General features: G+C 68.4%; 14 protein-coding genes. 13 read left to right on the plus strand and 1 reads right to left on the minus strand.

Going from position 1 to position 16,995, the window contains the following annotated elements; all coding sequences use genetic code 11:
• The first annotated feature begins 32 nt into the window (after nt 1–32).
• The 8 genes from ACX27O_RS25385 (at nt 33) to ACX27O_RS25420 (ending at nt 9,945) form a co-directional block, all read left to right on the plus strand.
• The gene (locus tag ACX27O_RS25385) at nt 33–1,301 is read left to right on the plus strand and encodes a GTP-binding protein (RefSeq protein ID WP_458940183.1); all 1,269 of its coding nucleotides are present in this window, start codon (nt 33–35) and stop codon (nt 1,299–1,301) included.
• Nucleotides 1,298–2,683 (plus strand): alkaline phosphatase family protein, encoded by a 1,386-nt coding sequence (locus tag ACX27O_RS25390; RefSeq protein ID WP_377633313.1) that lies wholly within the window; start codon nt 1,298–1,300, stop codon nt 2,681–2,683. The genes ACX27O_RS25385 and ACX27O_RS25390 overlap by 4 nt, the downstream gene beginning before the upstream one ends.
• Before the next feature lie 15 nt (nt 2,684–2,698).
• Nucleotides 2,699–4,516 carry a B12-binding domain-containing radical SAM protein gene (locus tag ACX27O_RS25395; protein WP_377633311.1) on the plus strand — a complete coding sequence of 606 codons (1,818 nt, stop codon included), beginning with the start codon at nt 2,699–2,701 and terminating at the stop codon, nt 4,514–4,516.
• A complete protein-coding gene (locus tag ACX27O_RS25400; protein ID WP_377633309.1) occupies nt 4,510–5,403 on the plus strand; it encodes a DUF4346 domain-containing protein in 894 nt (297 codons plus the stop codon). Before ACX27O_RS25395 ends, ACX27O_RS25400 begins: the two co-directional genes overlap by 7 nt.
• A 402-nt stretch (nt 5,404–5,805) precedes the next feature.
• Nucleotides 5,806–6,795 (plus strand): ROK family protein, encoded by a 990-nt coding sequence (locus ACX27O_RS25405; RefSeq protein ID WP_377633307.1) that lies wholly within the window; start codon nt 5,806–5,808, stop codon nt 6,793–6,795.
• Complete coding sequence (locus tag ACX27O_RS25410; RefSeq protein ID WP_377633305.1) at nt 6,777–7,679, plus strand: glycosyltransferase family 2 protein; 903 nt, start codon at nt 6,777–6,779, stop codon at nt 7,677–7,679. Before ACX27O_RS25405 ends, ACX27O_RS25410 begins: the two co-directional genes overlap by 19 nt.
• Complete coding sequence (locus ACX27O_RS25415) at nt 7,676–8,884, plus strand: DegT/DnrJ/EryC1/StrS family aminotransferase (protein ID WP_377633303.1); 1,209 nt, start codon at nt 7,676–7,678, stop codon at nt 8,882–8,884. Before ACX27O_RS25410 ends, ACX27O_RS25415 begins: the two co-directional genes overlap by 4 nt.
• Nucleotides 8,881–9,945, plus strand: a complete 1,065-nt coding sequence (locus ACX27O_RS25420; RefSeq protein ID WP_377633301.1) for a Gfo/Idh/MocA family protein — start codon at nt 8,881–8,883, stop codon at nt 9,943–9,945. The genes ACX27O_RS25415 and ACX27O_RS25420 overlap by 4 nt, the downstream gene beginning before the upstream one ends.
• Before the next feature lie 97 nt (nt 9,946–10,042).
• Here ACX27O_RS25420 and ACX27O_RS25425 read toward each other — a convergent pair whose 3' ends face one another.
• Nucleotides 10,043–11,707: a carbamoyltransferase family protein gene (locus ACX27O_RS25425; protein WP_377633299.1), complete on the minus strand. Its 1,665-nt coding sequence runs from the start codon at nt 11,705–11,707 to the stop codon at nt 10,043–10,045.
• Between the two features lie 595 nt (nt 11,708–12,302).
• Between ACX27O_RS25425 and ACX27O_RS25430 the strand changes: the two genes are divergently transcribed.
• From ACX27O_RS25430 to ACX27O_RS25450, 5 genes are all read left to right on the plus strand, one after another.
• Nucleotides 12,303–12,581 carry a transposase gene (locus ACX27O_RS25430; RefSeq protein WP_377633297.1) on the plus strand — a complete coding sequence of 93 codons (279 nt, stop codon included), beginning with the start codon at nt 12,303–12,305 and terminating at the stop codon, nt 12,579–12,581.
• 312 nt (nt 12,582–12,893) lie between these two features.
• Nucleotides 12,894–13,019, plus strand: coding sequence for a hypothetical protein (locus ACX27O_RS25435; RefSeq protein ID WP_377633295.1), 126 nt, complete (start codon nt 12,894–12,896; stop codon nt 13,017–13,019).
• A gap of 348 nt (nt 13,020–13,367) precedes the next feature.
• Complete coding sequence (locus ACX27O_RS25440; protein WP_377619644.1) at nt 13,368–13,913, plus strand: hypothetical protein; 546 nt, start codon at nt 13,368–13,370, stop codon at nt 13,911–13,913.
• A 123-nt stretch (nt 13,914–14,036) separates the two neighbouring features.
• The gene (locus tag ACX27O_RS25445) at nt 14,037–14,585 is read left to right on the plus strand and encodes a hypothetical protein (RefSeq protein ID WP_458940184.1); all 549 of its coding nucleotides are present in this window, start codon (nt 14,037–14,039) and stop codon (nt 14,583–14,585) included.
• A 1,070-nt stretch (nt 14,586–15,655) separates the two neighbouring features.
• Nucleotides 15,656–16,804 (plus strand): Shedu anti-phage system protein SduA domain-containing protein, encoded by a 1,149-nt coding sequence (locus ACX27O_RS25450; RefSeq protein WP_458940185.1) that lies wholly within the window; start codon nt 15,656–15,658, stop codon nt 16,802–16,804.
• Nucleotides 16,805–16,995 lie beyond the last annotated feature (191 nt).

Consider the following 16,995-nt stretch of genomic DNA (forward strand, 5'->3'; position numbering starts at 1 on the left):
CGATGATCGCTCAAGACGGACTCGATCCGGACGTGCGCGAATGGCGCGCAGACACCCTACGCGTCGCCTTCGTCGGCGAGGTCGACCACGGCAAGTCCACCCTGCTCGGGCGGATCCTGTTGGACGCCGGAGCGATGACCCCCGACCGCCTCAACGCCCCCGTGGCCGACGGCGGCCTGGCGTTCCTCCTCGACGGGCTGGCCGAGGAGCGCAACGGCCTGTTCACCCTGGACACCGCCCAGGCCGCCATCGAGCAGGATGGACGGCGGCTGACCCTCATCGACGTACCCGGCCACCTCGAACTGCTCAAGAACATGGTGACCGGGGCGTCCACCGCCGACGTCGGGGTCATCGTCGTCGACTGCGACCAGGGCATCGTGCCGCAGACAAAACGGCACATGCGCATCCTCGAACTCCTCGGCGTGACCACCTGCGTGTGCGCGGCGACCAAGATGGACCTCGTCAACTACCGGCCCGACGTCTTCGACGATCTCGCCGCCACCATGACCGCCGTCGCCGCCGAGTGCGGCATCGAACTCGTTGCCACCGTCCCCGTCAGCGCGATCGACGGCACCAACATCACCGTCCCGGTTCCGCCCGGGCACCCCCTGTCCTGGTACGCAGGCAGCTCTCTCATCGAAACCCTGCACACCCAGGGCCAGCGCCGGGCCGAGTTGGCCTGGCTACGGTTCGCCGTCCAGACCGTCCTGAACCGGGGTGGGAGCCCCCTCGTCGTCGGCCGGATCGAGAGCGGCCTGCTGCGGCCCGGCCGGGACCTTGTCGACCCGCGCACCGGGACCGCCTGTCACGTCACGTCGATCGAACGCTTCGGTGAACCGCCGCTGGCCGTGGCCGGCCCGGGCGACAGCGTCGGCCTGCGTATCGATGGCACCCCACCCCCGTCCGGCGCGATCCTCGCCCCCGGCGATGAACCCCTGTGCCTCGGCGATCTCTGGTACGCCCGCGTCCTCAGCGTCGCCGACCGCGATCTCGCTGGAGGCGAGCGATGTGAGGTCCGGTTCGCCAGTGCCTCCGTCAGCGGGCATATCGAAGGCATCGACCAGCGCTGGGAGAGCGCGACGTTCGAGCCCGGCGCCCACGGTCAGATCATCGGTTTCAGTGAAATCGCCGCGGTCCGAATCCAACTGGCCGAACCGGTCGCGGCCGACACCCTGGTCAACTGCCCGCCGGTCGGACGTTTCATGCTCTGTGACGCCGCAGGCGAAGCCGTCGGCCTCGGCGTCATCGACCGGGTCGCCAGCGGCACACCGGCCACCGGAGAGGCACGGGTGCCGCGATGACCGGCCGAGCCGACGACATGCTGGTGATCGGGCTCGACGGCGTACCGCACTGGTTGTTGCGCCTGCTCGCTGACCAGGCCGTCATGCCCCAGGTCGCCAAGCTCCTGCCGCAGGCGACGCTGCGACCGCTGCGCGCGCCGATCCCGGACATCAGCTCCACCTCCTGGGCCAGCTTCCTGACCGGTGCCGACTGCGGGACGCACGGCATCTACGGCTTCATCGACCTGCGGCCCGGCAGCTACCAGACCTACTTTCCAAACCTGCGCGACCTCAGGGCCACCCCCGTCTGGCACCCCGTCGGCGCTGGCGGCCGGCGTAGCGTGGTGCTCAACGTGCCCGGCACCTACCCGGCGCCGCCGATGCGTGGGGTGCTGCTGTCCGGGTTCGTGGCACCCGATTTCGACCGGGCAGTCTACCCGCCCGAGGTTCGCAAACCGTTGCAGGACATCGGGTACCAGCTCGACGTGACCGTCGGCGACGTGCACGCCGATCCGTTCGCCTTCATGGACCGCGTCGACGCCGCGCTCGCCGCACGCCGGGAAGCTTTCCGCCACATCCTCGACACCCCGGGCCCGACCGGCGGAAAGGACGCCCAGCTCGCGGTCTGCGTCTATACGGAGACCGACCGGGTGCACCACTTCCTGTGGCGCGACCTGATGGACGAGAACTCGCCCGTCCACGAGCGGATCCTCGACTTCTACGGTCGCCTCGACGCGGCCGTGCACGAGCTCGCCGAACGGGCCGGCGACGGCGGGCTGATGATCGTGAGCGACCACGGTTTCGGCCCCGTGACCACGCAGTTCCACGTCAACGCATGGCTGCGCCAGGCTGGGTACCTCGCCCTGCCGCGCGACGCGGGCTCGCTGACCGAACTCGACGAAACCACCACCGCCTTCGCCCTCGACCCAGGCCGGATCTTCCTCAACCGTGCCGGCCGGTTTCCGCGAGGGCGCGAGCTGCCTGTCGACGAGCTCGTCGAAGAGATCACGGCCGGACTGCTGGCGCTGCGGCGCACGCCCGAGGGTGCGATCACCGACGCCCAGGTCGGCGAGCCGGTCGTCGCCGAGGTGCTGCGCGGCACCGATCTCTACGACGGCCCATGTCGGGCGGCTGCGGCCGACCTCGTCATCGTTCCAGCGCCCGGCGTGCAGGTGCGGGGAAGCTGGGCGGTCGACGAGCTGACCGTCGACGGTCCGCTCACCGGCACACACACTCGCGAGGACGCGCTGTTCTGGCTCCGTGGCGATCGCAGCGACGGACCCGTGGAGATGCGCGACGTAGCCCCGACGGTGCTCGGCTACCTCGGGATAGCGCCCCCGCCGAGCATGGAAGGCCGCGACGTGTCGCGCCGCGGGATGTACACCCAGCCCGATCGGACATAGGAGTGGCATATGACCGTGGATCTTCCCCTCGTGCCGCGTCGGGCCAAGCCTGGCGAGTTCACCATCGGGTTGGACGAACGGATCACCGATCCCGCGTCGATCCGGGTCAGTTTCATCATCCTGCTCGACGGGGACCTGGTGATGTCGCCCGAACACCTCGGCGTCGCCTACATGGCTGCGGTACTGCGCCAGGTCGGGGTCACCTGCGACATCCGCGAAGCCGAACACGGGGACTACAGCGCCATCGTCGCCGAGATCGCCGAGGCCCGACCGCAGATCATCTGCTTCACCCTGATGAGCCTCAACGTGCCCAGCTGCGTCGAGTTCAGCCGCCAGCTGCGCCTCGCGTACCCCGAAGGCCTGATCGTTTGCGGTGGCCCCGCCGGGACCTTCACCGGCACCGAGATCCTCCGCGTCAACGCCGACGCCGACCTGGTTGCCATCGGTGAGGGCGAACCGATCATTCTCGACATCGTCGAGCGGGTCGCGCTCGGTGGCGACCTCACCACGATTCCCGGCGTCGCCTATCGAGCCGAGGGCGGCGCGTTGCGCCAGAATCCTCCTCGGCCGCTCATCCACAATCTCGACGTGCTGCCGCACCCGGCCCGCGACCAGCTCGTCAACCACGGCAACAAACTCGAGTACGTCCGGGTCAGCACCAGCCGAGGCTGCGTGGCCCAGTGCACCTTCTGCTCGGCGCCAAACCTTGGCAACCGGGTGCAGGCCGGCAAGGCGTGGCGCGGCCGGCCGGCGTCCTCGGTCGTCGACGAGGTCGATGTGCTGGTCAACACCTACCGGTTTCGGACGCTCGACTTCGTCGACTCGACCTTTGAGGACCCCGACGGTGGGCGGGTCGGCAAGAAGCGGGTCCGCGAGATCGCCGAGGGCATCCTCGGCCGGGGTCTCGACATCTATTACAACATCTGCATGCGGGCCGAGAACTGGGCCGACACCGCGGAAGACCACGACCTGATGGACCTGCTTGTCAGGAGCGGGCTGGAGAAGGTCAACGTCGGTATCGAGTCCGGCGTCGCGGCCGAGCTCAACCTGTGGGAGAAGCGCGCCACCGTCGAGGACAACGTGCGCATCATCCGGATGCTCCGCGAGCACGGTATCTACCTGGCCATGGGCTTCATACCGTTCCACCCGTACGCCACCGTCGAGACCCTGATCGAGAACGCCGAATTCCTGCGCGCCCACTGCGGGCACAACCTGCGCCGGCTCACCGAACGCCTCGAGGTCTACCCGGGAACGGGAATTCTGCGACGGATGATGGAGGACGGCCTGGTCGGAGAGAAATACGCAGCGACCCTGGACCCCTACGACTACCGGTACGCCGACGAGCGCGTGCAGCGCCTCGGCATCCATTTCGCCTCGCTGTACAACAACGACGACTACCACCAACGAGGGGTCATCACGGGGCAGTCCGCGGTCTTCGAGTTCGAGACCTTCAACGTGGTCGTGCAGACCTTCGTCTCCCGCCTCTACCGCCGCTTCCATGCCAATCCCGGAGCCGTCGAGGTGCTGGAGCGGTTCAAGGACTTCCTGCACACCAAGCGCCAGGCGATGGGGCAGGCCAACTACGAGTTCTTCATGGATAACCTCACCGACGTCCTCGACGACCGGCTGGATGAGGCCAAGCGCTATCGCCAGGTCACCGCGGTCGAGGCCCGGTTCCGCGAGGCCATTGACCACATCCGCAGCGAGCAGCTGCGGGTCGGCATGGCGCTGCACCGCCTCGGGCTCGACGTCTCCTCGATCAGCTCGACCCTGCCAGAGGTGACCCCGGGCGGAGCGCCACGAAGCTACAACGGCGGCGCGCCGACATGGTGACCGGCCCGACCCCGCCTGACTCCGGCCCCGCAGACGTCGCCGTCTGTACGCTGACCGCCGTCGCGCTCGCCGCCAGGTTGACATCGGCGTCGAGGGTGGCCATCGCCGCGCCGATGGCCACGGCGAACCTCGGCATCGAACAGCTCGTCATCGGTGCGCTGAGAACGCCATGCCTGCGCCACCTCGTCGTCTGCGGGCACGACTCGCCGCTCTTCCGCCAGGGACAGAGCCTGCTCGCCCTCGCCGCCAACGGGTGCGACCAGAACGGGACGATCATCGGGGCGGTCGGATACCGGGCTCGGGTCGCGGGGCTTCGGCCCACCGTCATTGCTGAGTTCCGGCGGCGAGTCGCGGTCCACGACCTGATCGGGATCGACGACCCGCAATTGCTCGTCGCCCGGATCGAGCGCCTACCTCGGCTGCGCGCCACGCCGGTGCCCGACGCGCTGGACGCCGAGCTTGCCGCCAGCGGGAGTCGGCTGCGGCAGGTCACCGGGATGCGACGGCGGGTGCCGATCGCGGCGGCGGGGGAGGGGTTTTTCGTGATCAGCGTCGACCATGCCACCCGCCGGATCACGGTGCGGCACTATCGGGAGGATCTGGCATCCGGGCACGAGATGACCGGGCGCAGCGCGGAGGCGCTCCTGCTGCGGATCCTCGGGCTCGGCCTGGTGCGCGAAAGCACCCACGCCGGATATCTGGGTGCGGAGCTGGCGAAGGCGGAGACGGCGGCCCGGCTGGGGTTGCTTTACCACCAGGATCGGCCGCTGCGCGCCGCCATCGGCCGGCAGCCCGACCGGCGGTCCTCAATGAGCTCGTCGCAGATGCCGACCGGGCGCACCGACACGAACCTGTCAGAGCACTTTCGGGCTTATCGACGCCCGTGACATCGCAGGTTGATCGCGAAATCCTGAATTGGACGTCGAACCGATGCTCAAGGCCAGCCGAAGGGATGGACGCCATGGCTCGCACTCATGCAAAGACGGTGTTCAGCGGCCTCGAGTGGGGGTGAACCACCGAGGATGTACCTCATCCAGTCCGAGGTGTCGTGCCGTTCACAGGCCCATGGCTGGACGCTCCCCGTCCGGTACGCCGGTCGGACGGGTACGCGGTCCGGCATCTCACCGACCACCACCACGTCACGACGTCGGCCGCAGGCTTGCCGTCGTGCTCTTCGTGGCCGCGGCAGCGACGTCGAGACCGTGGTGATCGGCGTCGACCTCCTGCTCTCCATCCAGCGCTGCGAGCAGCCCGGCTAGACACCACTCGGCCAGGAGAAAGGGCGGATCGTGCAGGAACAGAGCGGGACGTCTCACGGCGCTGCCGAGCCCTACTGGCTCGCCGTCGACATCGGCGCCACCAAGCTCGCCGTCCGTGGCGAACGCGGCACCCGCTGCTTCGTCGCCCGCCAGCCGTGGAGCGGATCGGACCTGCAACAGCTGACCCGGACCCTGCGCGAGGCCCGCCAGCAACTCGGCGGACAGGTGGGCCGGGTCGGCGTCGCCTGCGCCGCCACCCTCGACGCCGATGGCCGTGTGGTCACCTGGCCGAGCCGCCCGTCCTGGACCGGCCAACCGGTCCGCGATGTGATTGCCGATGCCGCCGGCGCGCAGACCATCATCGGCGACGACGGGGGCCTCGCCGCGCTCGCCGAAGCCGACGCGGCCGCCTGCGCCGATCTTGCGTACGTGGGCATCGGTACGGGTGTCGGCGGTGGTCTGGTCAGCGGCGGGCGCCTGATCACCGGAGCATTCGGCACGGCGGGGGAGATCGGGCACCTGCCGATCGACCGGGTGGGGCCGACCTGCCGCTGCGGACGTACCGGCTGCCTGCAGGCGAGCACCTCGGGTGCCGCCCTGGCCGCCCGGGCCACCCGCCTGCGCCGGCGCCCCACCACCGAGGCCGACCTCGTCACCGGGACGCGCGAAGGACGGCGCTGGGCGGTACGGGTCTGCGACGAGGCCGCCTCCGCCCTGGCCCAGGCGATCATCGCGGTCAGCGAACTCGTCCAATCCGCCCGGGTGCACCTCGGCGGCGGTCTCGGTCACGCGCTGGACGACCTGCCCCAGCGAGTGACAGCGGCGCTGGAGAGTCGTTGGCGTCCGGGTCGTCCCCTGCCGGTGATCGCGCGCGCCTGGTTCGGTGCCGACGCGTCCCTCGCCGGAGCCATGCTCGTCGCGCGACGCGGCCGGGTGGAACTGGCGGCCCACCCCCAACGCGACCCCGGGCCCGCCGTGGCATACACCAGAAGGGTTGACCTGTGCGAACAAGCATCGTGATACCTACCCGGAACAAGGCGGCGTCCCTTGGCGCGACCCTGGCCGGGCTCCAGCGTCAGTCCGATACCGACTTCCACGTCGTCGTCGTCGACGACGGCGCGGCCGACGACACCCTGACGGTCATCGCCGGGGCAGCCGGGCAGGGGCTCAATCTGCGGGTCGTCCGGCTGACCGGGGTAGGCCGGGCGGCCGCCCGCAACGCCGGTGCCCGAGCCGCTGACGGCGACCTACTGATCTTCATTGACGACGACATCCTCGTTCCGCCGCATTTCGTCACCGCGCACATCGCGGCTCACCTGCAGGGCACCGATCGGCCGATCGGAAGCGCGCAACCCGGCGCGGACCTCGTCGTGCACGGTCCGCTGCGGGAGATGCCCAGCGCCGCCCGGCTGCTCGACGCAGCGCCCGCCGACCCCTATTCGACGGCGGTTGGGGGCGACTTCGGGCGTACGTTCGTCAATTCCCTGGAACGCCTCGTGGGCGACATGGCAGCGGGCAGGGTGCCCGCCGTGGCCCCGTGGCTCGCCTGCGTGGGAGCCAACGTGTCGATGCTCGCGGGGACCTGGCAGCGCCTCGGCGGGTTCGACGAGTCATACGGTCAGGTCTGGGGTTGCGAGGATCTTGAGCTGGGCTACCGGCTGATGATCGCCGGCGCCGCGTTCCACCTCGCCGAGCAGGCCAACGGCATCCACCTTTCCCACCCGCGCCCCAACCGATGGGAGGAGCACGACCTCAATCTGCGGCGGTTCATCACTCAGCACCGAGATCCGGCAGTCATCGCCCTGCCCCAGCTGCTGTCTGGCGACGGCAGCGCGGCCGGATATCTGCAGGCCGTCTGCGCGGACCGGTGGCTTCAGTCGAGCAACCGAGGAGAATCATCATGACGCTGGCCATCGACGGTGGCACTCCAGTACGCCGAGACCCCTTTCCTGCCTGGCCATACCATGACGACACCGAACGCGCCGCGCTGATCCGTGCTCTCGAGCAGGGCCAGTGGTGGCGGGCTGGCGGTAGCGAGGTCGACGAGTTCGAGCGTGAGTTCGCCGAGTTCCACGGGGCCCCCGCCGCGCTCGCCGTCAGCAACGGTACGCACGCGCTCGAACTCGCCCTGGAACTCATCGGCCTCGCGCCCGGCGAAGAGGTCATCGTGCCCGCGTTCACCTTCATCTCGACGTCCAACGCGGTGGCCCGTCTCGGCGGCGTCGCAGTGCCGGTCGACGTGGACACCGACACCTACTGCCTGGACGCGGCGCAGCTGGAGGCGGTGCGCACCCCGCGTACCAAGGCGGTCATACCCGTCCACATGGCCGGCCAGATCGCCGACCTGGACGCCATCGGCGCCTGGGCCAGCCGCCACGGCGTCACCATCGTCCAGGACGCCGCGCACGCTCACGGCGCCACCTGGGAAGGCAAGCGCCTCGGCGAGTTCGGCAGCATCGCCTGCTTCAGCTTCCAGAACGGCAAGCTCATGACCGCTGGCGAGGGCGGCGCCGTCCTGCTGCCCGATGAGGCGTGGTACGAGGAGGCCTTCGTCCGGCACAGCTGCGGGCGCCCGATCGGCGACCGTGTCTATGCCCACCGCACCCCGTCGTCGAACTTCCGGCTGAACGAATTCAGCGGGGCCGTCCTGCGTGCCCAGCTCGTCCGCCTTGCCGAGCAGACCACGCGTCGCGAGGCCCGCTGGCGGGAGCTCTCCGCGGCGCTGTCGAGCATCGACGGCATCCGCCCGCAGGGGCGCGACGTCCGTTGCGATCTCAACCCGCACTACATGGCCATGTTCACCTTGGAAAACGACGACGTGGACCGCGCGCTGGTGGTGGAGGCACTGCTCGCCGAGGGAATCCCGGCCTTCGTGAACTACCCGCCCGTCTACCGCACGCCCGCGTTCTGGGCCGGACCGGTCCACGGGCTGCCCAGTGTCGAGGACCTCGCCGAACGATGCCCGGCCAGTGAGAAGATCGGCATGCGGGGCATTTGGCTGCACCACCGGACGCTGCTCGGCTCCTCGGCCGACACCGCCCAGGTAGCTACGGCGGTGGCCAAGGTGCTCGCGGGGATCGCCACCCGACGGCCCACGAGGGTTCGATGAGGACGGTCGTCGTCGGGTTGGGCTGGGTCGCCACGGAGGTATGGCTGCCTCGGCTGTTGGCTCACCCCGCTATCACCGTGGTCGGGGCGGTCGAACCGACCGTCGCGGCGGCCGAGCGCGCGGCCGTCCTCCTCGGCGGCGTGCCGGTCCGCCCCTACTACCGCGACGTGCCCGTCGACGACGTCGACATGGTCTTCGTGCTCACCCCCAACCACACGCACGCCGAGATCGCCGAGTGGTTCCTGCGGCGGGGGCGCCGAGTCGTCCTGGAGAAACCGAACTGCACGCGCGTCGACGAGATCGACCGGCTCGAGGCCGCCGCTGCCGACGGCGGTGGATCGCTGGCGCTCTCGGCCGCCGCGCGCCACCGTACCGACGTGTCCGCGCTGCGCGACATCGTCGCCTCCGGCCGGCTCGGCACACCGCGACTTGCCGAACTGAGCTGGGTACGTGGCCGAGGAATCCCGCAACGCCGCTGGCTCACCAGCAGCGCCAGCGCCGGTGGGGGAGCTCTCGTCGACCTCGGCTGGCACGTGCTCGATGTCGCCCACGACCTCTGGGGCCCGGTCCGGGTACGCGCCGCCGTTGCCACCGCCACGTCGGACTTCCTGCGCCGACCGGATTGGTCCGCGCTGTGGCAGCCGTCGTCCGCGGCTACTCCTGGTGGTGCTCAGATGTATGCGGGTGATGTCGAGGATCAGCTGACCGGCTTGGTGACCACCGACAGCTACGCGCTGGGACTGCGGTTCGCCTGGGCGTCGCACGAGGAGGTCGACCAGACGACGATCACCCTGCACGGCACGGACGCGTCGGCGCAGCTGCGCACCACGTTCGGCTTCAGCCCGCACCGGCTGGCGAGGGCGTCTTTGCACGTCCGCAGCGCGGGAAGGGTCGAGGAGGTGATGCTGCCTGACACGAGGGTCGGCGCTGAATACGACCGGCTACTCGACGACCTCGTGACCTGCGACGATGACGCGACAACCAAGCGGTCGCTGGACTGCGTACGCGACATACTGTCAATCGTGGAGGCGTGTTACGCGTCCGCGGCGCTCGCACCCTGAGCACGACGCGGCCGGGTTGTTGTAAAGACCCCGGGGCGCGAATCGACGTGGCCGTGGCCGGGGTGGCACCCGGATCACCCACGGCCACATCTCGGGTTCAGCGGTAGATGTTCCGGTGTGGATGCTTGAAGAGCCGGTCACCGATGACGATGTAGTCGAGGCGCATCGACACGAAGGCCTGCACCGCGTCCTCGGGGGTCTCCACGATCGGCTGACCGGCCACGTTGAACGAGGTGTTGAGGACCACGGGGACGCCGGTACGGGCGCCGAAGCGGGTGATCATCGCGTGCAGGCGAGGGTTGGTGGTCTCGCTAAGGGTCTGTACCCGGGCAGTACCGTCGACGTGTGTGACCGCCGGGATCGCGTCGGGCCGCAGCACGTTGGCGACGATCAGCATGTAGGGCGATTCCTGCGTGAGATCGAAATACTCCGTCGCGTGCTCAGCCAGGACGACGGGAGCATAGGGGCGGAACCACTCCCGGAACTTCACCTGGTCGTTGAGCCGGTCCTTGACGTCACCTGGGTAGGGCGCGGCCAGGATGCTGCGGTGCCCGAGTGACCTCGGACCGAACTCCGATCCGCCGTCGAACCAGGCGATGAAGGCTCCTGCCTCTAGAAGCTCGGCGACGCGGTCGGGCAGGTCCGTGCACTCCTCGATGACCAGGCCGCCCTTGCTGATGGCCTCGTCGACCTGCGACGGCAGGTAGACCGGGCCGAGGTAGGCGTCGGTCAGCCGAGGTAGGTCGGCGATGGCCCGACCCTCGAGCTGGTGTGCGGCGTAGTAGGCGCAGCCCAGGGAGATGCCGTTGTCACCGGCGGCGGGCACCACGAAGACGCGCTCGAACGGTGTCTCGCGCAGGATGCGCCCGTTGGCGACGCTGTTGAGTGCCACCCCACCGGCCAGGCAGAGTCTCGTCGCTCCGGTGCGCGCGTGCAGCGCGCGGGCGCAGTGCAACAGCCCTTGCTCCAGCGCCTGCTGGGCCGCGCGGGCCAGAGCGGCCTTGACCTTGAAATCGCCACCCTCGACGAGCTTGGCGAAGGTGCGGTCGACCTCGTTCGCGGAGATCTGCAACTGTCCGTCGGGCAGGAATGAGATGAGGCTGACGACGTCGTCGACGAACCGGGCGTCGCCGTAGGGGGCAAGCCCCATGGTCTTGCCGTCCTCGCTGACCGGGTGGGTCTGCGAGCCGTCGGCGACGTAGGACAGCCCGATCGCCAGGCTCGCGCTGCGGTAGAACTGCCCAAGGGAGTTGTCGGTCGACCCCGGCTGGTAGTACGCGGACTCGCTCGTCGCTTCCACGTGGTGCGCACCGCTGACCTTGTCGAGCAGCGTGATCCCGTCGGGGCTGCCCCGGTAGTAGCTGATCGTTTCCGCGACCCGGCCCGAGCCGCCGACGCGCTGGCCGGAGAGCAGGCTGCCCGAGTTGTCACACACGAGAATCGCGGCATCGGGGTAGCCGGAGGCGACGAACGTGCTGTAGGCGTGGGCCAGGTGGTGGTTGATCCGGACGAGGCGGTCCCGGTAGGCGTGTGTGAACGTGCGGGGCACCAGGTCGCAGCCGACCACGTGCTGGACATCGCCGGGCGCCTCGCCCAGCGCGTCCAGCACCGCGCGACGGCTGACCCCGGCCAGAAGGTCGGAGCCGACGCCGTACTTGTGCCGGGTCAGCCGTTCCTCATCGATCGCGATGACCCTGTCGCCGCGGATCGCGCACGCCGACCAGTCGTGGCCTGAACCGCCTAAACCGAGGACCGTCGTCATTGAGACTCCCTTGGTATGCCCGCGCGTCCGTTGGTGTGCTGATCGCGTGAAACGTCGCGTCATGACGTGGGTGGGCTGTGACTTGGATGCTAGGAGCTGCCCCGAACCGGTTCCAAGGCTCCGACTTGAACGCTTCCGCTCACGGCCACAAGCTCCGCGCCAAGGCGGATCACCTGGCCGACCCAGCCTCCGCAAGGCCCTGTCACTGCATGGCGGTGGCCGGGGGTGATCGAATGATCCGGGGCAGCGGAAGGTGTACAGCTAGTAGCACCGCCCACCGGCTCACGGTCGTGGTCCCCGCAGCCGTGTGTGCTGTGGTCGCCGGCTACCGCTCGTACACCGCGATCGCCGAATGAGTCGCCGACGTGCCGGCCACGACGGCTCTCGCCTTGGGTATGACTGCCGACCGGCGTCCGTCGGAGGCGATGATCCGTCGGCTGTTGCAGGCATTGGACCCGCAGCTACTGACCGCGGCGATCAGTGTCTGGCTCCCGGCCGGGCCACCGCCACCACCTCGACGGCCGGCCGGGCGATCCCGTCGACGGCAAGACCCTGCGCGGCTCCCGAACCACCGACACCCCTGCCCCGGCACGTGATGACCGCCTGCGACCAGGCCACCGGTGTGGTCCTAGCCAGCATCGACGTCGACGGCAAGACCGGCGAGATCACCCGGGTCGCGCCGCTGCTCGACCAGATCAGCGACCTGCGCGACGCCGTGATCACCGCCGACGCCCTGCACTGCCAACGCGAGCACGTCACCTACCTTGCCGAGCGCGGCGCGCACTGGATCCTGACCGTCAAAGGCCAACCAGCCCCACCTGCACGCCGAGCTCACAGCACTGCCCTGGCGGGCCGTTCCGGACGCCACCGGTGACTGCGACCGCGGACACGGCCGCCGCGAGATCCGCAGCCTGAGAATCCTGACGATCTCCACCGGCATCGACTTCCCGCACGCCGTCCAAGCCATCCAGATCCGCCGCCGCAGACGCCGACTGGACCAGCCGAAACGCTTCACCACCGAGACCGTCTACGCCATCACCGATCTCCGCGTCCACCAGGCGAAACCGGCACAACTGGCCGGCTGGATCTGCGGGCACTGGTCGATCCAGACAAGGTCCACTGGGTCCGCGACGTCACCTAAGACGGGGACCGCAGCCAGATCCGCATCGGCACCGGACCCGAGGTCATGGCCGCACTGCGAAACGCCGCGATCGGCGCCCTACGCCTGAGCGGAGTCACCAACATCGCCGCCGCCAACCGACATCACGCCCGCGACAGCAACCGCCCGCTGGCACTACTCGGCATCACTTGACGACTTTGCCGGGGCTCTGGACATCTTCGTCTTCGGCAGTCTTCAGGGGATTCTGTGGGGACTGAGCCTCGTCAGACGGCGACGGGGCTGATGAGACTGTCATTGGGCCTCTGTGCTGAACCGCTGCCGGCGAAGCCAACGTCCGCCTGCCGCCGTCGCCAGCCCGCACGCTGTGGGAGGGACGCGGGTGCGGACGACTGGGATCATGGGCCGATGATGCATTCGTTCCATCTCGCGCTGCTTCCGCCGGCCTTGACCTTGCGCACACTGCGTCGCAGGCCTCGGGCGGCTGGGCTGCGGCACGCCGAATGCCTCGCGCTCATGCGACTCGGCTCCCCGGCGTTGTCGGTGGAACGGATGCAGCTGCGACGCCTTGCGATGTTCGCCGAATGGGACGACGAATCGGCGTTGGAGCGGTTCCTCGCAGACGACGATCTGGGGCGGCAGCTCGACGACGGATGGCATGTGCGACTGCAGTACTTGCGGCGTTACGGCGAGGTGGCCGCCCTCGCTGGCCTGCCGGTGCAGGCGGGCCGGTGGGATCCGCAGGAGCCTATCGTGGCCGTCACCCTCGCCCGGCTCAAGGTTCTCGAACTACCCCGGTTCCTGAAGTGGGGGCGGCCCGTCGAACGCTTGGTCGCCGGTCACCCCGGCACCACGTTCGCCACCGCAGCGGTACGCCCGCCCCACACGTTTTCCACCTTCACGATCTGGCGCAGCGTCCGCGAGATGACCGACATGGTCCACGGCCGCAGCGCCGTCCCACAGGCCCATACACACACCGTCGCCATGGCTGAACAGCATCGCCGGGACTTCCACCACGAATCCGCGTTCATGCGGTTCCGCCCTCTGTCCGAACACGGCACCTGGGAGGGGCGCACCCTTCTCCCCTGAGCGACTCGAGAACCACGCTTGATCAGATGCACACACATGCCGCTGGTCGCGCGGTCACGCCGAAGGTCGGGCGCCTTGCCGGGCAGACGCCTATCGGTTGTGGCACCCGTGCACCATCAAAGCATGAGCGCGTTGATGGACCAACTGCCGGCTTTGCTCGGCGTCCTCGTCGGAACAGGCGGGACCATCCTCGCCACCTTGATCGCGGACCGCTCGCGGTGGCAGCGCCAGCAGGCGGCGCGGTGGGACGAGCGCCGGCTTCAGGCGTACGTCGAGTTCGCCAACGCAGTCAAGGAAGTGCACACGTACGCGCTCCGGATCGCCAACCTGAACGCGCTTCGTCACGGTGTCGATCGTGAACACGCCCTGGCCAACATGGAAGAGGCCGATATCCGGCGCACAAAGACATGGGAGAGTGTCCTTCTCCTGGGCGACGCCACATCGATCACTGCGGCCCGCGAGTGGCGCGCCGCAGTGACGGACATCGCCCGTTACGCCCGCGGCATGACTTCCGCGGGGTTCGAGCTGGCTGCTGGGCTCGGCCATGCCAACGAGACACGCGATCGCTTCTACCAGGCGGCCCGGGCGAGTCTCGGCATCCGGGGATCGGCCGTGCCCCAGTCGGACTGGCTGGCGGGAAAGTTGGACATCCGCACACAGCAGGACGCCTGAGCGAGCGGTACGCGTCGGCTCTCGCCCTGGAGAGCCCGTCGCGATCGACTCTTCGTTGCGGCGGTCTCCTGCCTGATGGCAGAGCGAGCAGCACGGCGTAGCACACCAAGGTCACATACACGCTTCCGCCGCTGATAAGGCGCGGTGATCGTGGGTGTGCTTCCCGATCGACCGATGCGGCTGAGGGAGCCAGCGCTGGTGCCGACCGTAGCGCTGGGCCGGCAGGTCACGAGCGGTCGGCGGCCCGGTGCGAGCCCGGTCTAGGGGGAGCAGGTTGGGAGCAGCGGGGTGCCCTGAACAGCTTTGAACTGCATCCAACCGCATCGAACAGCACTCAACTGCACCCACCCCTGCCTGCGGCTCCACGTTCTCCCAGGTCAGAGCAGGTGCGGCGTCCTGTTTCCCGCGGAGTGCTCTGCGCTTCTGCGTAGCTGTCGACAGCGCTCTATGTCGCCTGGTAGGGGAATGTGCGCAGCTCAAGGCGGTAAGGAGCCGTTGGTTGCGGGGGCCTTGCGACTGGGAGCAGATTGGGTGCAGGTTGGCGAAGTGGTCTGCGCGCCCGAAGTGCTCACCGATGCCGGACGGAGACGAGGTGCTTTGACCTGGGGTGATGGAGGTCGAGCGGTGCGGCGTGACCTCCCAGTAGAGGTCGAAGTGGTCAGGCGTTGCTGCTCCCGGGACGGCTGGCGCCCGCCGGCGTCCCGGTACGCCGGAAGCCATGTCTGTAGGCGTGCTGCCTATCGATGTGGAGGGTTGCGGGTGAGCTTGCTGGAGTCCGCCGCAGTTCCGTCATCCGAGACACCGATCCCATGGACAACGTCCTGAGCAGGCCCTTCAGGTTGGAGACCTCTTCGGCGCGCCCGAAGGTATCGACGCCGGCGGCTCCGCTCCAGACCAGGGGCGGATGCCGATGAACCTGCGTCACTTGTTTAGGAATGACACAAGGGTCCGACACGTACCTCCGACGTAACGGTCCGATTCATCCGAAGCGCGAGTTTTGTGCCGCCGAAAACTCTTCTTATCCGAGCGGCAGCGGCGGAGGGAAGGAAGGCGGGCATTACGGTTTATGGATGCGCATCCGATCGGACTCCACGCTGCGGCGGCTGCTGGTGCGGATCAAAGAACTTGGTGGGTCGGAGGCCCTGCAGCAGCTGATCGATGATGCGCTGAGGCACGTCGGTGAGCGCCGACCCTATCGCGGTGGTCGTGACCTGCTTACGCTGCTCCGCTACGCCGAGAAAGTTTGTCGAGACGACGGCGACGAGGACGCTCTGGAGCGAATTGAGGACGCGCTCGGCTACGCGATGAACACTATGCTTCGCCCGGATGTCGAGATCAAGTATCAGCTCTTCGCGGACTCGCGTGACAAGTACCTCCAGCAAGTGCGCGGCACCGTTGCGCTGGCTACCAGCGTCGCGCTCCTCCATGTTGATGACGTGGTGTGCAACAATGCTGGCGCGACTGCGTCTGACGTGCGCGAACATCTGGAACGACTACGCGACTCGCCAGGATTCATTGTCGAGGATGAGCACCACCCTGGCCGCTATCGCGAGGCCGGGTTGGATGCCCAGAAGTATGCCTGGCTCCGCGAGGTGCTGGAGGACCGGCTCAGAACACTACCAGCGCATTCGGACGATCTTCCGGTGATCCCAGGACAAATGGACCTGGATGATCTTGCGCGAGTCGCCCAGGCCAGGGTCCGGGCAGCGTCGCTGCACGACCTATTCTGTGTGGTGAATAACCGACACAGCACGGAAAATGAGTTGCAGCAGGCGATGCAAAAAAACCTTTGGGTCTTCGGAGGGCAGTATCTTCCGGGGCTCGGTAAACGGCGGCTGCTCAACGGTGCAGAACTTGACCTTCCACTACTGCGTCCGGACGGCTCACTTCACGTGGTTGAGTTGAAGCGAGCCAATGTCCGGATTGTTACTCACCAGCGAAACGGCCTGGTAACGACCAACGTGGTCCACCGCGCGGTCGGTCAGGCAATGAACTACCTCGTCGGGCTAGATGAGGACCGTGCTGGGATCCTCGCCGAGCACGGTATCGACACACGCCGAGCAAGCGCGACTGTCGTGGTCGGCCATCCACAGTACCAAGCGGACCTTTCAGCCGGAGCGATTGAAGAGGTGCTTCGGGTGTACAACAGTCACTTGGCGCGGCTGGAGGTCGTCACATACGGCCAACTCCTAGAGCGGGCAGCGCGGACCCTCGGCTGATAGGGCCATCGGTAACGGGCAGAGGCGGCTCCCCGTCGACCACGTCCTTCCGTGATCGCCCTGCTTCACCTGCAGGCCATGGTGCTGGCCCAGGGCTCGCTGACGAAAAGGGGCACCCAGATCGCCACGACGCGTTACCTAGAATGCGCCACGTCCGCAAAGTCAGCGACCTTACCCCCGGTGACCGAGCC

Source organism: Micromonospora sp. SD19, from assembly GCF_054462275.1.

What these genes read in the sequence shown, in the direction of transcription:
- ACX27O_RS25400 (WP_377633309.1), top strand. Translation starts at nt 4,510, where the DNA reads ATGGTGACCGGCCCGACCCCGCCTGACTCCGGCCCCGCAGACGTCGCC.
- ACX27O_RS25420 (WP_377633301.1), top strand. Translation starts at nt 8,881, where the DNA reads ATGAGGACGGTCGTCGTCGGGTTGGGCTGGGTCGCCACGGAGGTATGG.
- ACX27O_RS25450 (WP_458940185.1), top strand. Translation starts at nt 15,656, where the DNA reads ATGCGCATCCGATCGGACTCCACGCTGCGGCGGCTGCTGGTGCGGATC.
- ACX27O_RS25445 (WP_458940184.1), top strand. Translation starts at nt 14,037, where the DNA reads ATGAGCGCGTTGATGGACCAACTGCCGGCTTTGCTCGGCGTCCTCGTC.
- ACX27O_RS25430 (WP_377633297.1), top strand. Translation starts at nt 12,303, where the DNA reads ATGACCGCCTGCGACCAGGCCACCGGTGTGGTCCTAGCCAGCATCGAC.
- ACX27O_RS25415 (WP_377633303.1), top strand. Translation starts at nt 7,676, where the DNA reads ATGACGCTGGCCATCGACGGTGGCACTCCAGTACGCCGAGACCCCTTT.
- ACX27O_RS25390 (WP_377633313.1), top strand. Translation starts at nt 1,298, where the DNA reads ATGACCGGCCGAGCCGACGACATGCTGGTGATCGGGCTCGACGGCGTA.
- ACX27O_RS25435 (WP_377633295.1), top strand. Translation starts at nt 12,894, where the DNA reads ATGGCCGCACTGCGAAACGCCGCGATCGGCGCCCTACGCCTGAGCGGA.
- ACX27O_RS25425 (WP_377633299.1), bottom strand. Translation starts at nt 11,707, where the DNA reads ATGACGACGGTCCTCGGTTTAGGCGGTTCAGGCCACGACTGGTCGGCG.